Below are 20,171 nucleotides of genomic sequence, written 5' to 3' on the forward strand. Positions count from 1 at the left end.
AAAGTTTAGAGGGAAAATGAGAATAAAATGAGATTGGATTATACCTTTCTATGTAGTAAAGATAGAGAGAAGGGATCACTAAAACATAAAATGATAAAGAGGGGCAAATTTGTTGAAAAAAGTGGAGAAGTTCATCATACATATACTGATTGTCCAGTTTATTTGCATATGTCTGACGCAGCTGCTGCTTATGCAGGGGTCTTCCATTAAATATTTATCGAAAATCGTTTATTATGAAGGAGTCATGCTTAAAACGAAGACAGATATTTTAGAGGTGAATAAGTAGTTTTCATTTTCTTCTTATGAGGATTATGCTACAATAATGAAGGATGAAAAGGATTAAAACTGACAGAGGGAAGCAGGGGGACATACCTGCTTTTCATTTTGTTTTATAAGTGAAAAATGAGGTGTTACAAATGGATAAACGAATTTCAATTGCGATAGATGGTCCAGCAGCGGCTGGGAAAAGTACGGTTGCAAAAGTTGTAGCAAAACAACTTTCTTATGTATATATTGATACAGGTGCAATGTATCGTACGCTTACATATGCTGCTCTTGAGCAAAATATTGATATTGAAAATGAAGAAAAGTTAATGGAAGTTTTGCAAAGTATACGTATTGAATTTCAACAAGGAAAAGATACACAACAAGTCTTTTTAAATGGACAAGATGTATCTGAAGTGATTCGTACACCAGATGTAACAAATCGTGTATCAATTGTGGCAAAGCATCGTCTTGTTAGAGAAGAGATGGTACGCCGTCAACAGGAGTTAGCGGCACAAGGTGGCGTTGTAATGGATGGACGTGACATTGGCACGCATGTACTTCCTAATGCTGAGGTGAAAATTTTTATGCTCGCTTCTGTTGAAGAAAGAGCGGAACGCAGACATTTAGAGAATATGAGGAAAGGTTTTTCCTCTAATTTAGAACAATTGAAAAAAGAAATTGCTCAGCGTGATAAGCTAGACTCAGAACGTGAAGTATCTCCGCTGAAAAAAGCTGAAGATGCGTTTGAATTAGATACAACTTCTTTATCCATTGAAGAAGTTGTTCGAAACATTATGGCCATCGTCTCTGAAGCATTGCAAAAATAGAGAAAGGGGAATCGTCCTCTTTCTTTTTTTATAGAAGTAATGATACGGTAGAGGACACTTTTCTTGACAAATATATGAATTTATAAGAAGTTAGTTAAAGAGGGATGGAACTGTCAGAATATATTCGCTATTATATTTCAAAACATACTTTATTCAAAACGATTTTGCTGTATACTATTTATAGGGAGAGTTAAAACCGCTTTCTACAAAATGTATTGTAATGGAATATATGTTATAATTTCTTATTAACATGCAAATGAAAGCATTTGTTTTCATTTCGTATATACATAAAAGCTTTGTCAATTCTGTAGGGAGGTATTTCCATGGTAGAGAAAATGAATGAAGAAGTTGTGGATTCAAAAGTACTACAAGTAGGTGATATTGTTACAGGTTCTGTAATAAAAGTGGAAGAAAAACAAGTACTTGTAAATGTTGGATACAAAACAGATGGTGTAATTCCAATTAGTGAATTAGCTAATGTTCATATTGAAAAAGCAAGCGATGTTGTAGAGGTGGACCAAACTCTTGAATTAAAAGTAATTAAATTAGAAGAGGATGATCTTGTATTATCAAAACGTGCTGTTGATGCAGAAAAAGCATGGGTAGAATTACAAGAGAAATTCACTTCTGGTGAAGTGTTTGATGTTACAGTGAAGGATATTGTGAATGGTGGTTTAGTTGTGGATTTAGGTGTCCGTGGATTTATTCCAGCTTCACTTGTCGAAGTGCATTATGTAGAAGATTTTACTGAATATAAAGGGAAAACATTAGCTGTAAAAATTGTAGAATTAGATCGCGAAAAAAATCGTGTGATTCTTTCTCATAAAGCAGTTGTAGAACAAGAGTTAGATTCTAAGAAAAAAGAAGCGATTTCCTCTTTAAAAGAAGGCGAGATTGTGGAAGGAACAGTGCAACGCTTAACAGACTTTGGTGCTTTTGTAAATGTTGGTGGGGTAGATGGATTAGTTCATATTTCACAAATTTCTCATGAGCGCGTGGGACAACCGTCTGATGTGTTAGAACAAGGACAAAAGGTGAAAGTGAAAGTATTATCTGTTGATGCAGATACACAACGTATTTCGCTATCAATTAAAGCAGCAGCACCAGGGCCTTGGGAACATGTCGCTGATGAAATCAAAGTAGGCGATGTTCGTGAAGGCACAGTGAACCGCATTGTTACATTTGGTGCTTTTGTTGAGATTTTACCAGGTGTCGAAGGACTTGTGCATGTGTCACAAATTGCCAATCGTCACGTAAAAAATCCAAATGAAGTATTAGAAATTGGACAAGAAGTGAAAGTGAAAGTGCTTGAAGTGAATGCAGCAGAAAAGCGTATTTCTTTAAGTATAAAAGAAGCTCTTGAAGAAAATAATGTCACAGAAGATTATAGTCAATATGAGCCAACTTCTGAGTCTGCAACTTTCCAATTTAGTGATATTATTGGAGAACAATTGAAAAAATTAAAGAAATAAAGAGGGATATAAGTGGCAAGAGAGAAACGTAAATTAGAACATATTGAATACGCTCTTTCCACTGGACAGTCTCGTACACATGGCTTTTGTGATATTGAATTCGTCCATAAAAGCTTACCAAATTCAAGTTTTGAAAGTGTTACATGTGAAACTAAAATCGGCGAACTTTCACTAAGTTCGCCGATTTTTATCAATGCGATGACTGGTGGTGGAGGAGAGCGTACATTACACATTAATGAACAACTGGCCTATGTAGCAAAACATCATCACCTTGCGATGGCCGTCGGTTCCCAAATGGCAGCGTTAAAAGAGAAAAGAGAAGTAGACTCGTATCGAATTGTAAGAAGAGTAAACCCGAATGGTATTGTGTTTGCAAACTTAGGAAGCGAAGCGACAGTTGAACAGGCAAAATGTGCTGTTGATATGATTGAAGCGAATGCTTTGCAGATTCATTTAAATGTGATTCAAGAATTAACGATGCCAGAGGGAGATCGAGATTTTAAAGGTGTATTAAAACGAATTGAAAACATTGTCCTTACTTCTGAAGTTCCTGTTATTGTGAAGGAAGTAGGATTTGGGATGAGTAAAGAAACGGTTCAGCAGTTAGCTAACATAGGTGTAACAGCGATAGATATTGGTGGTCAAGGCGGTACAAACTTTGCTGCTGTAGAAAATGAAAGAAGAAACCGTATGCTCTCTTACTTTAATGATTGGGGCATTCAAACAGCTTCTTCTATAATAGAAGCATCCTCTACAAACAATACCCTCTCTCTCATTGCATCAGGTGGAATCCAAACGGCACTTGATGTAGCTAAAGCGATTGCTTTAGGAGCACAGGCAACGGCTTTTGCGGGCTATTTTTTGCGGATATTGATGAATGAAGGCATGGATACATTAATCGAAGAAGTAGAATTGTTACATACCGATTTACGATTTATCATGACAGCTCTTGGGGCGAAGAACATTTTAGAACTCCAGCAAGTTCCTCTTGTTGTGAAAGGTGATACATATCATTGGTTAACGCAGCGTGGCATTGATACGATGTATTATAGTCAGAGGTAACAGGGAATCTTTTTAATCTTTTATCCCGCTATTTTCGGGCAGTAAGACTCCCACCTCAAGATGCAGAAAGAAGCAAGGAAGATAGGTGGGAGTAGGGCTGCCCGTAACAGCCCGATTGGTGAGGGCTTACAAATAAGGAAATAGGAAAAGAACGTTGTATTTCTATTTCCATAGCAAAAACACATATTATTAATATATACGAATATGAAAGTTTCTAATCGTGTAGAAGCAGTAAAGAAAGCGTTAGAACTTGGGGTTATCACGAAGAAGAACTGAAAAAACAGCTAGTATGAGCTGCTTTTTCAGTTCTTTTTTAATGCTGATTTTGCTTGCGAGCTTGCTCCGGTGTATCAAGCCCTGTGGCACCTGGATATTGAAGCGACTGATCACGATCGGATTCAACGCGGCGCGATTGTTTTAGTTTCTTTTCTTGGCGATCTTTTCCCATTGCTGCACCTCCTTATTACAAAGTGTTGCTGATATACGAAAAACTATACTGAAAGAAGAAAGAGATTAATTTTTATAAAAAGCTCCCATAATGGAAATGATAGGAGGGAAAAATATGGATGGAGGTTATTTTTATTTTTTGGCATGGATGGGCTGGATTATTACTACGTTTTTTATGAAAAAAGAATCCATTAGGTGGAAAATGAGTGCTTTTATTTTATTCCTGATTATTTGCTCGCAATTTACATTTTCCATCGCGTCTTTCTCAATCTCGGTGAACGCCCTTTTTATTAGCATCATTGCTTTCGGAATCGTTGGAATATATTCGGTATGGAAAAAGTTGTACACGCTGTTTTCAGCTCTTATTGTTGCGATGCTATATACGAGTTTTCATTTATTAGAAGTGTATGACCCAATTTGGATTATAATCAACCGAACCTTGATGTTAAGCGCAGCTCTTGTATATGCATCTGTGTTATTGCATCGAGATCGCTTATTACGTCTTTGTACTTTATATATAGGAATGATACAGGGAGAAATCTTAGTAGCGTTTATCTTTCGTAAGCTGCATTTTCCGTATGAACTTGGCAGTTTGCTGTTTTTTGATAGTATCGCTGTTTCTACGCTATTTGTAGCTATTTTATTTTTGATTACGAAAGTCTCTGCCCTTACTGGGCAATTTAGAAAAAAACATGTAAAAGAAAGGCAAGGATAATACATGACTGAATATACACCAGCCATTTTGTGTGGCGTTATTGCGGGAACAATCACAAGAATCTTTATGCTTCGTACAGATACGAGGCAATATCCTACTCGTCTGCATGGGAAAATTATTCACATTGCGATGGGGTTAATTGCAGCCGCTCTTGGGGCGATTGCGATTCCATCTATTTTGAAGAAAGATTTTTCAGCAATTACATTTCTAACATTAGCGGCATCACAATTTCGAGACGTGCGAAATATGGAACGAAATACATTGCAACAATTAGATGGATATGAGCTTGTACCGCGCGGGCATACGTATATTGAAGGGATTGCGTTAGTATTTGAAAGCCGCAATTATTTAGCGATGTTAACATCGTTTGTAACAACCCTCACTTATATCGGATTTCGTTCATGGGTAGCTGGCATCATCGCTGGTATCGTGTGTTTCTTTATTGCTAAAATATTAATGTCAGGCAAAAGGTTGCGCGATCTTGTCGAGATTGAGCATGTGCCACTTCGATTTGAAGGGGCGGGACTGTATATCGATAACATTTATATGATGAATATTGGGTTGCCAGCGAGGCAAGAAGAAATTATGAAGTATGGAATGGGGTTTATTTTAAAGCCAAAATCGATTGATGCAAGAGTTACAATTTCTAATCTTGGACAAAGGCAAGCAATATTACATGACGTTTCGGTAGCGCTAGGTATATTTAGAGATTCCGGAACGCCTGCTTTAGTGCCATTGGCAAAACGTGATTTGGAAGATGGAAGAGTAGGGATATTTGTGCTTCCCCAAGATCAAGATGTGGAAAAAGCCATCGCCGTTATAGGGAATGTCCCAACATTAGAAAGTGCGGTTCATATGTCATCTGAAGCTCCAAAAAGAAGGAGAGATGTGAGATGATTTTGGAAAGTTATATTCTTGCTGTTATTACAACAACGCCAGAAAAATTTGCTGGAGGAGCGCCGCTATTTGTTTGTGAATCGAAAGAAGAAATGGAGTTTGTTGCAAACAATTTAGAAGCCATTTTAGATGGAATTGCTCATCGCTTACAAGAGAATGTATATATTATTGTGAAACATTAGTAACGTATGATATAATATGAGATGTTTTGATATAATGAGAAATATTCTGGAATGCAAATCCCTTCTTGCACAAAGAAGGGTTTTTTACATAATAAACAGAAGCAAGTTGAAAGGATGAGAGCATATGCCAAAACCAGTAGTGGCAATAGTGGGACGCCCGAACGTAGGGAAATCCACTATTTTTAATAGAATTGTTGGAGAAAGAATTTCTATTGTTGAAGATATTCCGGGAGTAACACGAGATCGTATTTATAGTGCCGGAGAATGGTTAAATCATGAATTTAACATTATTGATACAGGTGGAATTGATATTGGAGACGAGCCATTTTTGACACAAATTCGTCAACAAGCAGAAGTAGCGATTGACGAAGCGGACGTTATCATTTTTATGACAAATGGCCGCGACGGTGTAACGGCAGCTGATGAGGAAGTAGCGAAAATTTTATACCGCTCTAATAAACCTGTTGTACTTGCGGTAAATAAAGTAGATAATCCAGAGATGCGCAATGAAATTTATGACTTTTATGCATTAGGATTTGGAGAGCCGTTCCCAATTTCAGGTACACATGGGTTAGGGCTAGGGGATTTACTTGATGAAGTAGCGCAGCATTTTCCTAAAGTAGAGGAAGAAGAATATGATGATGAAACGATCCGTTTCTGTCTCATTGGTCGTCCAAATGTAGGGAAATCATCACTTGTCAATGCGCTTCTTGGTCAAGAACGTGTTATTGTAAGTAATGTGGCAGGAACAACGCGTGATGCTGTCGATACGCCATATACGAAAGATGGCCAAGATTATGTCATTATTGATACAGCTGGAATGCGTAAAAAAGGGAAAGTGTATGAGAGCACCGAAAAGTATAGTGTACTTCGTGCATTACGAGCAATTGAACGCTCTGATGTTGTCTTAGTCGTATTAGACGGCGAAGAAGGAATTATTGAACAAGATAAAAAGATTGCTGGATATGCGCATGATTCAGGACGAGCTGTTGTGATCGTTGTGAACAAGTGGGATGCAGTGAAAAAAGATGAGAAGACAATGAAGGCGTTTGAAGATAATATTCGTGCTCATTTCCAATTCTTAGATTACGCTCCAATTGTATTTTTATCTGCAAAAACGAAAAAGCGTACGCAAACATTGCTGCCAGTTATTAATCAGGTGAGCGAGAGCCATAACATCCGTGTACAAACGAATGTATTAAATGATGTCATTATGGATGCGGTAGCGATGAACCCAACGCCAACACATAACGGTAGCCGATTGAAAATTTTCTATGCAACACAAGTAGCGGTGAAACCACCAACATTTGTTGTGTTTGTAAATGATCCAGAATTAATGCACTTTTCATATGAGCGTTTCTTGAAGAACCGTCTTCGCGAATCGTTCGGATTTGTAGGAACGCCAATTCGAATTATTGCTAGAGCAAGAGACTAATGGAGAGGATGTGATTTTATGACAAAAATCACAGTAATAGGAGCAGGTAGCTGGGGGACAGCGTTAGCGATGGTATTAGCTGACAATGGTCATGATGTACGAATTTGGGGGAATCGTCCTGAGCTTATGGATGAAATAAATACAAAGCACGAGAATAAACGATATCTTCCGGGGATTACATTGCCAAGCACAATCGTAGCCTACTCTTCTTTAGAAGAAGCGTTAGTGGATGTAAGTACGGTACTTTTAGTTGTACCAACGAAAGCGTACCGAGAAGTACTGCAAGATATGAAAAAAGTGATTTCAGGACCAATGACTTGGATTCATGCAAGTAAAGGAATTGAACCTGGAACATCAAAACGAATTTCAGAGATGATTGAAGAAGAAATTCCAGAACATCTTATTCGAGAAGTTGTTGTGTTATCAGGGCCAAGCCATGCGGAGGAAGTTGCTCTTCGCCAAGCGACAACAGTTACTTCGGCTGCGAAGCGGATGGAAGCAGCTGAAGAAGTACAAGATTTATTTATGAACCATTATTTTCGAGTATATACGAACCCGGATATTATCGGAGTAGAACTTGGTGGAGCGTTAAAGAATATTATTGCGCTAGCTGCTGGGATTACAGATGGACTTGGGTTAGGTGATAATGCGAAGGCAGCTTTAATGACACGCGGATTAACGGAAATTGCCCGTCTAGGAAGAAAGATGGGCGGGAATCCTTTAACATTTGCAGGCTTAACAGGAATGGGTGACTTAATTGTGACTTGTACAAGTGTGCATAGCCGCAACTGGCGAGCTGGAAATATGCTCGGTAAAGGACATTCTTTAGAGGAAGTACTCGATAGTATGGGAATGGTCGTTGAAGGGGTTAGAACGACAAAAGCTGCTTATGAATTAGCAGAAAAAATGGAAGTTGAAATGCCAATTACAGCGGCTTTATATGATGTATTATTTAATGGGAAAAACGTGAAAGATGCAGTTGGTTCATTAATGGGCCGTGTTCGTAAGCATGAAGTTGAAGCGATACCTGATTTATCTCGCTAAGGCTCTCGCTTCAAGAATGAGGAACAGTCCGATTGGTGAAGGTTAATAATCAGCGGGGACACTGATTCAAGTTCAAGTGTCACTCTATCTTAAAAAAAAAGCGACAAAAGTGCAAATACACTTTTGTCGCTTTTTTTATAGGTTCTTTCACCATTTTTTCTTTTTTGCATAGGATAAAGAGTAACTTGAGGAGAGGGTGAAGGAAAATGGATCATAACATTTTCAATAACATTGAGAAAGAAGCGAAAGTGAACAAAGAAGATATTTTTAAATTAGCATCATCTGTGCAAAATGCCAATTTACGAGATGAGAAAGTGCTGCGTCAATTAATTCATCAAGTGGGAGCAATAGCAGGGCGCGAAGTACCAAAAGAACAGGAAGATCAAATTGTAAAAGCGATTATTAATAATAATATGCCAACAGACTTTAACTCGCTAAGCAAAATGTTTAAAAAATAAAGGATAGGAAACACAGTGTTTATCGATTGCATATAATAGTTTTGAAAAATGGGAATAGAGGGCTGTTTGGGGCGTATTTGGTCAACCGAAGTGAATCCGTTCACTTCGGTTTTATAGTGTTATTTTTTGAAAAACATGTTATAGAAATGAAAATAAAAGGTTAGGAAGAGCAATTGGTAATAAAAAAATATATTTGTTTAAATTTTTTAATTTGTTAAAATAATATAAAAACCATTAATGAATAAAGAGGTGTGTATATGTCTGAGGGGCTTATGAAAATGTGGTTTTCTTTGGGGGCAATGGGGTTTATGTTCATTGCAGTTATCTTTATTTTGCTGAGTCGGCATAAAATAAAGAATAAATTTTTGAAAGGGGTTACAGCTAGTATTGCGTATACACTTATGATTGTATCTGGCATTGTTATTTTTCTTGTTGTGTTTAGCGGACCGGTGGAGCAATAAAGAGAACATTATTTTTTAATAGGTGCTCACCAATCCTACGTAATAATATAGCGACTTTCGAAAGGATAACGATGAAGAAAAGAAGGTTAGCAAGGGCATAAAGGGTGAATGTTTCATGAAAAAAATTTATATTATTTTAATATTTTGCTGTACAAGCATGTTAGTTGGATGTATGTACCCGCGAGAAAATATGAAGCGAAACGAAGTTCCTTATGAAGATCAATTACAAATGGTTCAAAAGGCAGTTGATATATATAAGGAACAAAATAATGGGCTACTTCCTATTAAGACGCGTGACATGAATACACCACTATATCAGAAATATCCTATTGATTTTCAAAAAATAGCACCGCGTTATATACCGGAGGCACCGGGAAATGCTTATGAAAGCGGTGGTGTATATCAATATGTATTGGTGGATGTTGAAACAAATCCAATGGTAAAATTAATTGATGTAAGAATGGCAGAGAAAATTCGTGATATTACGCTAAAATTGCGGATGTATCGTGATGAACATGAGTATCCTCCTTATAAAAAAGTGATTGCTGATGGAGTATATGAACTTGACTTTAAGAAGATGGGGTATAAAGATGTACCACAGGTAACGAGTCCTTACTCTGGAAAAGGGTTACCGCTTGTCATTAATGAAAAAGGACAAATATTTGTCGATTATCGAATGGATTTATATGAAATGCTGCAAAAAAACAAAGGGACTGCTAAGGAGGGAGACGATATTCGAAATATGCTATTTAAGGATTCGCCGTTTGTACCTGCTTATTCTCTACCTTATACAGTAAAAGATGGAGAACCAATTTTTTTTAAATGATAAGTCATGAACCTTTCTTTTGGCGAATAAGTTCTAAAAGAAAGGTTTTTTCATGTAATCCAACTTATGATATAAACAAAAAGTTTTTTTTAAATAGTCATATGAAATTAGGACAAAATCATATGATATATTATCCGAATCTCTATAATATCTAAGATATTCATAGAGAACAGCATATGCATGGTTCGTTCATGGAAAATGAATTATTCCCAAAAATCTTGAGGGAGGGAATCACTTGGAAAAGGTAGATATTTTTAAAGACATTGCTGAGCGCACAGGCGGTGATATTTATTTTGGGGTGGTAGGAGCTGTTCGAACTGGAAAATCAACGTTTATTAAGAAATTTATGGAGTTAGTTGTTATTCCAAACATTGAAAATGAATCTGATCGTCAACGTGCACAAGATGAATTACCCCAAAGTGCTGCTGGACGTACCATTATGACAACTGAACCAAAATTTGTTCCAAACCAAGCGGTTTCCATACAAGTTGATGACGGTCTTGAGGTAAACGTTCGGTTAGTAGATTGTGTGGGATATACAGTTCCTGGAGCGAAAGGCTATGAGGATGAGAATGGTCCGCGCATGATTCATACACCTTGGTATGAAGAACCGATTCCATTTCATGAAGCTGCAGAAATTGGAACGCGTAAAGTGATTCAGGAACATTCTACTATTGGGGTTGTCATTACAACTGATGGAACGATTGGTGAAATTCCAAGGCGCGACTATATAGAAGCAGAAGAACGAGTTGTAAATGAGTTAAAAGAAGTTGGAAAACCATTTATCATGATTATTAATACAGTACAGCCATATCATCCAGATACAGAGCAGTTACGACAAAGCTTATCTGAAGAATATGATATTCCCGTTATTGCGATGAGTGTGGAGAGTTTAAGAGAAACAGATGTATATAATGTACTTCGTGAAGCACTATTTGAATTTCCTGTCTTAGAGGTGAATGTTAATCTTCCAAGCTGGGTGATGGTATTAAATGAGGGGCATTGGTTACGAAAAAGTTATCAAGAGGCTGTTCAAGAAACGGTAAAAGATATAAAACGACTTCGTGATGTAGATCGTGTCGTTTGGCAGTTTAGTCAATACGAATTCATTGATCGAGCAAGTTTAGCAGGAATTGATATGGGGCAAGGGGTAGCAGAAATTGATTTATATGCACCAGATGAATTATATGATCAAATTCTAAAGGAAGTTGTAGGAGTAGAAATTAGAGGGAAAGATCATTTATTAAAGCTCATGCTAGACTTCTCTCATGCCAAAACAGAATATGACCAGGTGTCAGATGCTTTACGAATGGTAAAGCAAACGGGTTATGGTGTGGCGGCTCCAGCTTTAACAGATATGAGCTTAGATGAACCGGAAATCATTCGCCACGGTTCACGATTTGGTGTTAAGTTAAAGGCTGTTGCGCCATCTATCCATATGATTAAAGTGGATGTTGAATCTACATTTGAGCCCATTATCGGTACAGAGAAGCAAAGTGAAGAACTTGTGCGTTATTTAATGCAAGATTTTGAGGATGATCCGCTATCAATATGGAATTCTGATATTTTTGGGCGTTCACTTAGCTCGATTGTTCGTGAAGGAATTCAAGCAAAATTATCATTAATGCCAGAAAATGCCCGCTATAAATTGAAAGAAACATTAGAGAGAATTATTAACGAAGGATCTGGTGGATTAATTGCGATTATATTATAATGAAAATCCCTCTGCGTGCAGAGGGATTTTACACTTTGGTAGAGTATATACTTGAAAAATAAATAGTCATTATCTAATACTTTATTGTATATTGTCAAGTTTCAACAGATTTTCGCATTTTCAGAGCAACAAATTCCTTAAAAATATTGAATTATAAAGAAGAATCGTATAATATAGGCGTTGATAATGATTTATCTACGTCTTTGTAGTATAGAATTTGTAAAAATTGCCTACAAATGAAAGTAAGACTCATTTTATGATCATTATACAGTCTTATCTTTGGGAGGAGGTGAATGGCATGAACAAGACAGATTTAATCAATGCTGTTGCAGAAGCAAGTTCCCTTTCTAAAAAGGACGCAACAAAAGCAGTTGACGCTGTTTTTGATTCTATCTTAGAAGCTTTAAAACAAGGTGACAAAGTACAATTGATCGGATTTGGTAATTTCGAAGTTCGTGAGCGTGCGGCTCGTAAAGGTCGCAATCCACAAACTGGTGAGGAAATTGAAATCGCGGCAAGTAAAGTACCTGCATTTAAACCTGGTAAAGCGTTAAAAGATGCGGTTAAATAATCCTTACATATTACAGGGAAGAAGAGTTTCCTTTTAGGAGGCTCTTCTTTTTGCTTTTAAAAACATAAATATGCTAGAATGTGTTCGTATCATTTTTAGGTTTCTTGGGAGGGCTAGCGGATGGCAAAAGTTAACTTAGAGCAAATTGAACATGCAGTGCGCCTTATTTTAGAGGCGATTGGTGATGATCCAAATCGTGAGGGAGTACTGGATACACCAAGACGAGTTGCAAAGATGTATGCAGAAGTATTTTCAGGAATGCATGAGGACCCAAAAGAACATTTACATAAAGTATTTGGGGAAGATCATGAAGAACTGGTATTAGTAAAAGATATTCCATTTTACTCAATGTGTGAGCATCACCTTGTTCCGTTTTATGGAGTTGCGCATGTGGCATATATCCCACGTGGCGGAAAAGTAACGGGCTTAAGTAAGTTAGCTCGTACTGTAGACACGATTGCGCGCCGTCCACAGCTGCAAGAGCGTATTACATCAACAGTAGCAGACTCTATCATGGAAGTGTTAGAACCGCATGGTGTTATGGTCGTGGTGGAAGCAGAACATATGTGTATGACAATGCGCGGTGTGAAAAAGCCGGGTGCTAAAACAGTAACCACAGCTGTACGTGGTGTATTAGAAAACGATGCAGCAGCACGCAGTGAAATTTTGTCTTTTATTAAGTCTAAGTAAAGAAAAGCGGGAAACTGCTTTTCTTTTTTATTTATGAGTAGTGGAAATTAGTGAGGAATGAAGAACAACGTACATGAATGAATGCTTCACTTTATTTGAGACAACCAAGTTTTCATTATAGAAAATCAAATGTATGTGTTATAATAGGTTTTATGAATTAGAAAACAAGGGTGATTTTTTGTGTGTGACATCTACAGAGGATATGCGGATATAAAGGAGCAGTTGTTAGAAAAACTGCGCCATCCTTATTTTATAAATTATATTGAGGAACCATTTATTGATGAAGAAAAGGTAGTACTTTTATACACCGCTTTAAAGAATGCAAATTTACATAAAGAACAAATTGAACATTATGTAGTAACAATCATGCTTGTACAAATTGCGCTTGATACACATGAAAAAGTATCGAATAAGGCAGATCAAGAAGCAAGTGAATCTCATAAGTGTCGTCAACTTACAGTTCTTGCAGGAGATTATTATAGTGGTTTGTATTACTATTTATTGTCAATGAATTGTGATATTGTTTTAATTCGTGCACTTGCAGAAGGTATTAAAGAAATTAATGAGCATAAAATCATGCTGTATCAGAAGGCATATCACACAGTAGATGAAATCATTGAAAGTGTTATGACAATCGAATCGGCGCTTTTACAAAAAACGTGTGATCATTTTCAAATATCACATTGGAAACTGTTTGTAGCACATGTATTAGGGAAAAATCGTCTTCAAAAAGAGTATCGATTGCATGCTGAAAAACAAAATGCACCTGTTTTTGAAGCGGTTCGAGCCATTTTATTAAATGATGATGAAAAAAATGTGAAGACCGTCTTTGAGGATTGGTTAGAAAAATTGAACAAGCAGAAACAAATATTTTTGAAAAATCATAAAGAATTTGGAGATATCGTTTCTACTTTAAAAGGCAAATTGAACACTTAAGCAATTTTATATTGGAAGAAGGGTAAGAGCATGCAGCAATCAAAAGAAGAAAGAGTACATGATGTCTTTGAGAAAATCTCTGATAAATATGATGTAATGAATTCAGTAATTAGTTTTCAAAGACATAAAGCGTGGCGCAAAGAAACAATGCGCATTATGGATGTTAAACCTGGTAGTAAAGCATTAGATGTATGCTGTGGAACCGCAGATTGGACGATTGCACTTGCGAATGCAGTAGGGCCAAATGGTGAGGTGAAAGGTTTAGACTTCAGCGAAAATATGCTAGCTGTTGGGAAAGAAAAGGTGAAGGCTTTAGGATTAGAGCAAGTAGAACTTATGCATGGGAATGCGATGGAACTTCCATTTGAGGATCATACATTTGATTACGTAACAATTGGATTTGGTTTGCGGAATGTTCCAGATTATATGCACGTATTGAAAGAAATGACACGAGTAGTCAAACCTGGCGGAAAAGTCATTTGTTTGGAGACATCACAACCAACGATGATTGGTTTTCGTCAAATATACATCTTATATTTCAAATATATAATGCCGTTATTTGGAAAAATATTTGCGAAAAGTTATAAGGAATACTCCTGGCTTCAAGAGTCAGCAAGTACATTTCCAGGAATGAAGGAATTAGCAAGAATGTTTGAAGATGCTGGACTTGAGCGAATACAAGTAAAACCATTTACCTTTGGAGTAGCTGCTATGCATTTAGGGGTTAAGCCAGAATCAGAGTAGAAAAAAGATGTTTTAGGTTAAGGTGAACAATATGAAGTTACAACTTATGTACTCTTTTTTACGATCAGATATTAATGTGATAGAAAAAGAATTAAAAAAGACGGTTGCTTCTGAGCAACCGTTAGTGGAAGAAGCAGCATTGCAACTGATTGAAGCTGGTGGGAAACGAATTCGTCCTGTATTTGTACTTCTTGCAGGGAAATTTGGGGAATATAAATTAGATGCGATTAAGCATGTAGCGGTTGCATTAGAACTTATTCATATGGCATCCCTTGTTCATGATGATGTGATTGACGCTGCTCTATTGCGACGTGGCAGTGCAACAGTGAATGCAAACTGGGGAGATCGTATTGCGATGTATACGGGAGATTATTTATTTGCAAAATCTCTTGAATGCATTACGAATCTAGAGGTTCCAGAAGCTCATCAAGCCTTGTCTTATACAATTTTAGAAGTATGTAAAGGTGAGATTGAACAAATTAAAGACAAGTATAATTATGATCAAAACTTACGAACATATTTGCGTAGAATTAAGAGAAAAACGGCGCTACTCATTGCCGCGAGTTGTCAGTTAGGTGCAATTGCTTCTGGGGCAAGTCGCGATACGGTAAATCGCTTGTTTTGGTATGGGTATTTTGTCGGCATGTCGTATCAAATTATCGATGATATTTTAGATTTTGTTTCGACAGAAGAGAAACTTGGCAAACCTGCTGGTGGAGATTTATTGCAGGGGAATGTTACACTTCCAGCTTTGTATGCGATGGAAGATTCGAAGCTTCGAGAGAAAATTGTATCTGTTCATGAAAATACAACAGCAAGCGAAATGAAGGAAATAATCCATGCTATTAAAATGAGTCCGGCAATTGATCGAGCATTTGCATTTAGTGAACGTTATTTACATAAAGCTTTAGAAGTGATTAAACCATTGCCTAGAGGACAGGCGAAATATGCTTTGCAAAATGTAGCAAAGTATATTGGAAAAAGAAAATTTTAATATTTTTTCTAAAAAACAAAAAAATCTCTCTATTTCAAAACTATTGCACAATTACGATAAGGGTGTTAATATGTGTGTGGGGATATACAATTACATACATAATTCAGAAGTGGAGAGATTTTTTTATGGAAAAAACATTTCTAATGGTAAAACCAGACGGCGTACAACGTGCCTTCATTGGGGAAATTGTAGCTCGTTTTGAGAAAAAGGGCTTTCAATTGGTTGGTGCGAAATTAATGCAAGTTACTCCAGAAATTGCAAAGCAACATTATGCTGAGCATGTGGAAAAGCCTTTCTTTGGTGAATTACTAGATTTTATTACATCTGGACCGGTGTTTGCAATGGTATGGCAAGGAGAAGGTGTAGTAAATACTGCTCGTAACATGATGGGGAAAACAAGACCACATGAAGCGGCACCAGGTACAATTCGTGGCGATTTCGGTTTAACAGTTGAGAAAAATGTAATCCACGGTTCTGATTCTTTAGAAAGTGCTGAACGTGAGATTGGTATTTTCTTCAAAGAAGAAGAGTTAGTAGATTATTCAAAACTAATGAATCAATGGATTTATTAATTATTTTAAAATAATTTGTAAACGCTTTAATCACTGTGATAATAGTGAAAAGTGCAAGAGGATGATGATTTCCTTCTTGCACTTTTTTCGTTTCTAATAGTTACGAAGCTAAGTTTAGTGTGATATATTGATACATAAAGTAAACGTTCGATTCATAAAGAGCTTTCCTTTTGACAATTAACGGAATCGAAAATTATATTTAAACAAATAGCGTGTTCTACCATGCGATTTCCGTTTTTTAGCATGGCGCGTGGAACATTGCTAGAACATGAAATACATATAAGAAAAGAGGAATAACCGATGAGATATATAACAGCTGGTGAGTCACATGGTCCGCAACTGACAACGATTTTGGAAGGGATTCCGGCAGGTTTACCTCTAGTCGCGGATGATATAAATGCCGAGTTAGCGAGACGACAAAAAGGGTACGGCCGAGGAAGACGCATGCAAATTGAAAAGGATCAAGTTCAAATTGTAAGTGGTGTCAGACATGGTCAAACAATTGGAGCACCCATTGCACTTATTGTAGAAAATAAGGATTTTGCCCATTGGACGAAAATTATGGGAGCAGCCCCTTTAACTGAGCAAGAAAAAAAGGAAATGAAACGACAAATTACAAGACCAAGACCAGGGCATGCCGATTTAAATGGTGCCATTAAATATGGTCATCGAGATATGAGAAACGTACTTGAGCGTTCTTCCGCACGTGAAACAACAGTGCGAGTAGCGGCAGGCGCTGTGGCAAAGAAAGTGTTAGCAGAGCTTGGCATTAAAGTGGCAGGACATGTCATCGAAATTGGTGGTGTGCGCGCTGAACAAACGACTTACGAAACGATTGAACAACTGCAAGAAATTACCGAAGCATCTCCTGTTCGTTGTTTAGATGAAGAAGCTGGGAAAAAGATGATGCAAGCGATAGATGATGCGAAAGCAAGTGGCGATTCTATTGGTGGTATTGTAGAAGTTATTGTTGAAGGCATGCCAATTGGAGTTGGCAGCTATGTGCATTATGATAGAAAGCTTGATGCGAAATTAGCAGCAGCAGTTATGAGCATTAATGCCTTTAAAGGTGTGGAAATTGGTATTGGATTTGAAGCAGCTCATCGTCCAGGAAGTCAAGTTCATGATGAGATTCTTTGGAACGAAGAAGAAGGGTACACGAGAAGAACGAATCATGCTGGCGGTCTAGAAGGTGGTATGACAACGGGCATGCCAGTTGTTGTTCGCGGGGTTATGAAACCTATTCCAACATTATATAAACCCCTCCAAAGTGTTGATATTGAAACGAAAGAGTCTTTCTCAGCAAGCATTGAGCGCTCTGATAGTTGTGCTGTACCAGCGGCAAGTGTTGTAGCGGAAGCAGTTGTTGCATGGGAGCTAGCTACAGCTTTAGTGGAGCAATTTGGAGCAGATCGAATGGATTGTATTCGTGAAAATATTGAGCGACATAATGAATACGCGAGGGAATTTTAATGGAAAGTATACACATTCAAACAACATCCAAAAAATATGATGTATATGTTGGCAAACATGTCCTATCCTCTTTAACAGAGGTTGTTCAACGTATGAAACCAGCTGTTTCAAATGTTATGATCATTTCTGATGAATCTGTTGCAACCTTGCATTTACAAAAAGTAAAAGAGGCTTTGCAAATAAAGCAAGATGTGTTTTCATTTGTTATTGCAAGTGGAGAAAAAGAAAAGTCATTTGAAAATTTCTATGCAGTCCATACAGCGGCACTTGAGAACAAGCTCGATCGTAATTCATTAATAATTGCACTAGGTGGCGGAATGATTGGCGATTTAGCAGGATTTGTAGCAGCTACATTTATGCGGGGGATTCGCTTTGTTCAAGTACCGACAACACTGTTGGCACATGATAGTGCAGTGGGCGGGAAGGTGGCTATTAACCATCCTTTAGGGAAAAACATGATCGGGGCGTTTCATCAGCCGGAAGCGGTGTTATACCATACGCCATTTCTAGATTCATTACCTGAAAAAGAATGGCGCTCTGGCTTTGCTGAAGTAATCAAACACGCTTTAATCGGAGATGTAGAATTATATCATTGGTTAAAAAACAATGTGACAACATTAGCGGATTTACGAGATGATAAATTAGTTTATGTATTAAAACGTGCAATCCCTGTTAAAGCGAAGATTGTAGCGCAAGATGAGACAGAAAAAGGGGTGCGTGCACATTTGAACTTTGGGCATACGTTAGGACATGCCTTAGAAAAAGAATCGGGATATGGCAATATCACGCATGGTGACGGTGTTGCAATCGGCATGTTATTTGCCATATTTTTAAGTGAACAAATGTATAAGATTGACCTCAGGTATAAAGAATTAAAACAGTGGTTTTTGCAGTATGGTTACCCGAGCATACCAAGGCATTTGAAGGTGGATCGTCTTGTAAATGTTATGAAACAAGATAAAAAAGCAAATGCTGGAACAATTCGTATGGTACTTATGCAGGAATATGGGGGCGTACATGTCGTATCTATTTCAGATAAGACCGTTCACACTTCATTAGAAGCATTTCAAAAAGATATGGTACTAGGTGAAGAAATGAATTTTGAATGATGGTGACGGTTGGAAAAGAGTATGTAGTATAAGAAACGGCTTCTTATATTGCCGCTGATTAAACAAAATGACTGGGGGAAGAAAAATGAAAGTGAAAGAGCAGTTGTTCAGTTTAAATGCGTATGTACCTGGCAAAAACATTGAAGAAGTAAAGAGGGAGTATGGACTATCGAAAATTGTTAAGCTAGCATCGAATGAAAATCCATTTGGTTGTTCGAAACGTGTAAAAGAAGCACTTGCTTTATTAAATGAGCAATATGCACTATATCCAGATGGCGCTGCATTTGAACTTCGTCAAAAGGTAGCAAATCATCTGAAAGTGCAACCAGAGCAACTTCTATTTGGTAGCGGATTGGATGAGGTTATTCAGATGATTAGTCGTGCTTTATTACATAAAGGCACAAATGTTGTGATGGCGAGGCCAACTTTTTCTCAATATCGTCATCATGCTATCATCGAAGGGGCTGAAGTTCGTGAAGTACCGTTAAAAGATGGGATTCATGACTTAGATGCTATGCTTGAACAAGTAGATTACAATACGCGCATTGTCTGGGTCTGTAATCCGAATAATCCGACTGGTACATATGTAGAAAAGCAGAAATTACTTTCATTTTTAGAGAATGTTCCAAAGTCATCGCTCGTTATTATGGATGAAGCATACTATGAATATGCAGGTGCTGAAGATTACCCGCAAACATTACCACTTCTTGAAAAATATGAAAACCTTATGGTGTTACGTACATTTTCGAAAGCTTACGGATTAGCTGCTTTTCGGATTGGATATGCTGTAGGATACGCGGAGTTAATAAAGAAGTTGGAAGTAGCAAGATTGCCATTTAATACATCGACTGTTGCGCAAGTCGTGGCATCAGTGGCAATAGACGATCAATCATTTCTACAAGAATGTGTGAAAAAGAATGCGGAAGGTTTAGAACAATATTATCAATTTTGTAAAGAATATGATGTGTTTTATTATCCATCTCAAACGAATTTCATTTTCCTAAAGATTGGTCTTCCGGGTAACGAAGTGTTTGAGAAATTAATGAAAAAAGGATATATTGTTCGATCAGGTGCACCGTTTGGTTTATTGGATGGTATTCGTATTACAGTTGGTTTAAAAGAAGAGAACGCTGAGATTATTGCGTTGCTTGCGAATCTCGTAAAAGAACATGTAAAGAAAGAAGAAACATACTCTTAATTGATTATAGCGGCCTCCTATAAGGGGAGCCGCTTATTTTATTCCGCTATTTTAGGGGAATAAGACTCTCGCTACGT

General features: G+C 37.3%; 22 protein-coding genes and 1 pseudogene. 22 read left to right on the top strand and 1 reads right to left on the bottom strand.

Annotation, left to right across the window (positions count from 1 at the left end):
• The first annotated feature begins 112 nt into the window (after positions 1-112).
• The 4 genes from MR056_RS04775 to fni all read left to right on the top strand — a co-directional run bounded on the left by MR056_RS04775 (position 113) and on the right by fni (position 3,628).
• Positions 113-286 carry a DUF5359 family protein gene (locus MR056_RS04775; protein ID WP_087098237.1) on the top strand — a complete coding sequence of 58 codons (174 nt, stop codon included), beginning with the start codon at positions 113-115 and terminating at the stop codon, positions 284-286.
• A 130-nt stretch (positions 287-416) separates the two neighbouring features.
• Positions 417-1,094, top strand: coding sequence for a (d)CMP kinase (cmk, locus tag MR056_RS04780; protein WP_011984295.1), 678 nt, complete (start codon positions 417-419; stop codon positions 1,092-1,094).
• Positions 1,095-1,417: 323 nt separating this feature from the next.
• Complete coding sequence (gene rpsA / locus MR056_RS04785) at positions 1,418-2,566, top strand: 30S ribosomal protein S1 (RefSeq protein ID WP_048722536.1); 1,149 nt, start codon at positions 1,418-1,420, stop codon at positions 2,564-2,566.
• Positions 2,567-2,578: 12 nt separating this feature from the next.
• Positions 2,579-3,628: a type 2 isopentenyl-diphosphate Delta-isomerase gene (gene fni / locus MR056_RS04790; protein WP_011984297.1), complete on the top strand. Its 1,050-nt coding sequence runs from the start codon at positions 2,579-2,581 to the stop codon at positions 3,626-3,628.
• A 313-nt stretch (positions 3,629-3,941) separates the two neighbouring features.
• Here the strand turns inward: fni and MR056_RS04795 are convergent, their stop codons facing one another.
• A complete protein-coding gene (locus tag MR056_RS04795; protein ID WP_003206535.1) occupies positions 3,942-4,076 on the bottom strand; it encodes a YpzI family protein in 135 nt (44 codons plus the stop codon).
• A 114-nt stretch (positions 4,077-4,190) separates the two neighbouring features.
• Between MR056_RS04795 and MR056_RS04800 the strand changes: the two are divergent.
• The 18 genes and pseudogenes from MR056_RS04800 (at position 4,191) to hisC (ending at position 20,094) form a co-directional block, all read left to right on the top strand.
• Positions 4,191-4,801 (top strand): annotated as a pseudogene (locus MR056_RS04800) (YphA family membrane protein).
• Positions 4,794-5,687, top strand: coding sequence for a YIEGIA family protein (locus MR056_RS04805; protein ID WP_048722542.1), 894 nt, complete (start codon positions 4,794-4,796; stop codon positions 5,685-5,687). Before MR056_RS04800 ends, MR056_RS04805 begins: the two are co-directional and overlap by 8 nt.
• Entirely contained in the window at positions 5,684-5,869 is a 186-nt protein-coding gene (locus MR056_RS04810) for a capping complex subunit for YIEGIA (protein WP_011984300.1), read from the top strand. Before MR056_RS04805 ends, MR056_RS04810 begins: the two co-directional genes overlap by 4 nt.
• A gap of 124 nt (positions 5,870-5,993) precedes the next feature.
• A complete protein-coding gene (gene der, locus MR056_RS04815) occupies positions 5,994-7,304 on the top strand; it encodes a ribosome biogenesis GTPase Der (protein WP_011984301.1) in 1,311 nt (436 codons plus the stop codon).
• 18 nt (positions 7,305-7,322) lie between these two features.
• Positions 7,323-8,348 carry an NAD(P)H-dependent glycerol-3-phosphate dehydrogenase gene (locus tag MR056_RS04820; RefSeq protein WP_048722545.1) on the top strand — a complete coding sequence of 342 codons (1,026 nt, stop codon included), beginning with the start codon at positions 7,323-7,325 and terminating at the stop codon, positions 8,346-8,348.
• A 206-nt stretch (positions 8,349-8,554) separates the two neighbouring features.
• A complete protein-coding gene (locus MR056_RS04825; RefSeq protein WP_011984303.1) occupies positions 8,555-8,806 on the top strand; it encodes a stage VI sporulation protein F in 252 nt (83 codons plus the stop codon).
• Between the two features lie 257 nt (positions 8,807-9,063).
• A complete protein-coding gene (locus tag MR056_RS04830; RefSeq protein WP_011984304.1) occupies positions 9,064-9,267 on the top strand; it encodes a DUF2768 domain-containing protein in 204 nt (67 codons plus the stop codon).
• 115 nt (positions 9,268-9,382) lie between these two features.
• Positions 9,383-10,093 carry a hypothetical protein gene (locus MR056_RS04835; protein WP_048722548.1) on the top strand — a complete coding sequence of 237 codons (711 nt, stop codon included), beginning with the start codon at positions 9,383-9,385 and terminating at the stop codon, positions 10,091-10,093.
• Between the two features lie 235 nt (positions 10,094-10,328).
• Entirely contained in the window at positions 10,329-11,807 is a 1,479-nt protein-coding gene (gene spoIVA, locus MR056_RS04840) for a stage IV sporulation protein A (RefSeq protein ID WP_011984306.1), read from the top strand.
• Between the two features lie 298 nt (positions 11,808-12,105).
• Positions 12,106-12,378, top strand: coding sequence for an HU family DNA-binding protein (locus MR056_RS04845; RefSeq protein WP_001043860.1), 273 nt, complete (start codon positions 12,106-12,108; stop codon positions 12,376-12,378).
• A gap of 120 nt (positions 12,379-12,498) precedes the next feature.
• Entirely contained in the window at positions 12,499-13,068 is a 570-nt protein-coding gene (gene folE, locus MR056_RS04850; protein ID WP_011984307.1) for a GTP cyclohydrolase I FolE, read from the top strand.
• Positions 13,069-13,248: 180 nt separating this feature from the next.
• The gene (locus MR056_RS04855; protein WP_011984308.1) at positions 13,249-14,004 is read left to right on the top strand and encodes a heptaprenyl diphosphate synthase component 1; all 756 of its coding nucleotides are present in this window, start codon (positions 13,249-13,251) and stop codon (positions 14,002-14,004) included.
• 30 nt (positions 14,005-14,034) lie between these two features.
• Positions 14,035-14,748: a demethylmenaquinone methyltransferase gene (locus MR056_RS04860; protein ID WP_011984309.1), complete on the top strand. Its 714-nt coding sequence runs from the start codon at positions 14,035-14,037 to the stop codon at positions 14,746-14,748.
• Positions 14,749-14,779: 31 nt separating this feature from the next.
• A complete protein-coding gene (gene hepT, locus MR056_RS04865) occupies positions 14,780-15,742 on the top strand; it encodes a heptaprenyl diphosphate synthase component II (protein ID WP_011984310.1) in 963 nt (320 codons plus the stop codon).
• A 125-nt stretch (positions 15,743-15,867) separates the two neighbouring features.
• Complete coding sequence (gene ndk / locus MR056_RS04870) at positions 15,868-16,314, top strand: nucleoside-diphosphate kinase (RefSeq protein ID WP_048722558.1); 447 nt, start codon at positions 15,868-15,870, stop codon at positions 16,312-16,314.
• 300 nt (positions 16,315-16,614) lie between these two features.
• Complete coding sequence (gene aroC / locus MR056_RS04875) at positions 16,615-17,787, top strand: chorismate synthase (RefSeq protein WP_048722561.1); 1,173 nt, start codon at positions 16,615-16,617, stop codon at positions 17,785-17,787.
• Positions 17,787-18,896, top strand: coding sequence for a 3-dehydroquinate synthase (aroB, locus tag MR056_RS04880; protein WP_048722564.1), 1,110 nt, complete (start codon positions 17,787-17,789; stop codon positions 18,894-18,896). Before aroC ends, aroB begins: the two co-directional genes overlap by 1 nt.
• Before the next feature lie 85 nt (positions 18,897-18,981).
• Entirely contained in the window at positions 18,982-20,094 is a 1,113-nt protein-coding gene (hisC, locus tag MR056_RS04885; protein WP_048722567.1) for a histidinol-phosphate transaminase, read from the top strand.
• Positions 20,095-20,171: the final 77 nt, after the last annotated feature.

The sequence above is a fragment of the Bacillus cereus group sp. BfR-BA-01360 genome, assembly GCF_022663595.1.
Lineage (GTDB): Bacteria > Bacillota > Bacilli > Bacillales > Bacillaceae_G > Bacillus_A > Bacillus_A cytotoxicus.

What these genes read in the sequence shown, in the direction of transcription:
- cmk (WP_011984295.1), top strand. Translation starts at nt 417, where the DNA reads ATGGATAAACGAATTTCAATTGCGATAGATGGTCCAGCAGCGGCTGGG.
- rpsA (WP_048722536.1), top strand. Translation starts at nt 1,418, where the DNA reads ATGGTAGAGAAAATGAATGAAGAAGTTGTGGATTCAAAAGTACTACAA.
- MR056_RS04795 (WP_003206535.1), bottom strand. Translation starts at nt 4,076, where the DNA reads ATGGGAAAAGATCGCCAAGAAAAGAAACTAAAACAATCGCGCCGCGTT.
- MR056_RS04805 (WP_048722542.1), top strand. Translation starts at nt 4,794, where the DNA reads ATGACTGAATATACACCAGCCATTTTGTGTGGCGTTATTGCGGGAACA.
- MR056_RS04810 (WP_011984300.1), top strand. Translation starts at nt 5,684, where the DNA reads ATGATTTTGGAAAGTTATATTCTTGCTGTTATTACAACAACGCCAGAA.
- der (WP_011984301.1), top strand. Translation starts at nt 5,994, where the DNA reads ATGCCAAAACCAGTAGTGGCAATAGTGGGACGCCCGAACGTAGGGAAA.
- MR056_RS04820 (WP_048722545.1), top strand. Translation starts at nt 7,323, where the DNA reads ATGACAAAAATCACAGTAATAGGAGCAGGTAGCTGGGGGACAGCGTTA.
- MR056_RS04825 (WP_011984303.1), top strand. Translation starts at nt 8,555, where the DNA reads ATGGATCATAACATTTTCAATAACATTGAGAAAGAAGCGAAAGTGAAC.
- MR056_RS04830 (WP_011984304.1), top strand. Translation starts at nt 9,064, where the DNA reads ATGTCTGAGGGGCTTATGAAAATGTGGTTTTCTTTGGGGGCAATGGGG.
- MR056_RS04835 (WP_048722548.1), top strand. Translation starts at nt 9,383, where the DNA reads ATGAAAAAAATTTATATTATTTTAATATTTTGCTGTACAAGCATGTTA.
- MR056_RS04845 (WP_001043860.1), top strand. Translation starts at nt 12,106, where the DNA reads ATGAACAAGACAGATTTAATCAATGCTGTTGCAGAAGCAAGTTCCCTT.
- folE (WP_011984307.1), top strand. Translation starts at nt 12,499, where the DNA reads ATGGCAAAAGTTAACTTAGAGCAAATTGAACATGCAGTGCGCCTTATT.
- MR056_RS04860 (WP_011984309.1), top strand. Translation starts at nt 14,035, where the DNA reads ATGCAGCAATCAAAAGAAGAAAGAGTACATGATGTCTTTGAGAAAATC.
- hepT (WP_011984310.1), top strand. Translation starts at nt 14,780, where the DNA reads ATGAAGTTACAACTTATGTACTCTTTTTTACGATCAGATATTAATGTG.
- ndk (WP_048722558.1), top strand. Translation starts at nt 15,868, where the DNA reads ATGGAAAAAACATTTCTAATGGTAAAACCAGACGGCGTACAACGTGCC.
- aroC (WP_048722561.1), top strand. Translation starts at nt 16,615, where the DNA reads ATGAGATATATAACAGCTGGTGAGTCACATGGTCCGCAACTGACAACG.
- aroB (WP_048722564.1), top strand. Translation starts at nt 17,787, where the DNA reads ATGGAAAGTATACACATTCAAACAACATCCAAAAAATATGATGTATAT.
- hisC (WP_048722567.1), top strand. Translation starts at nt 18,982, where the DNA reads ATGAAAGTGAAAGAGCAGTTGTTCAGTTTAAATGCGTATGTACCTGGC.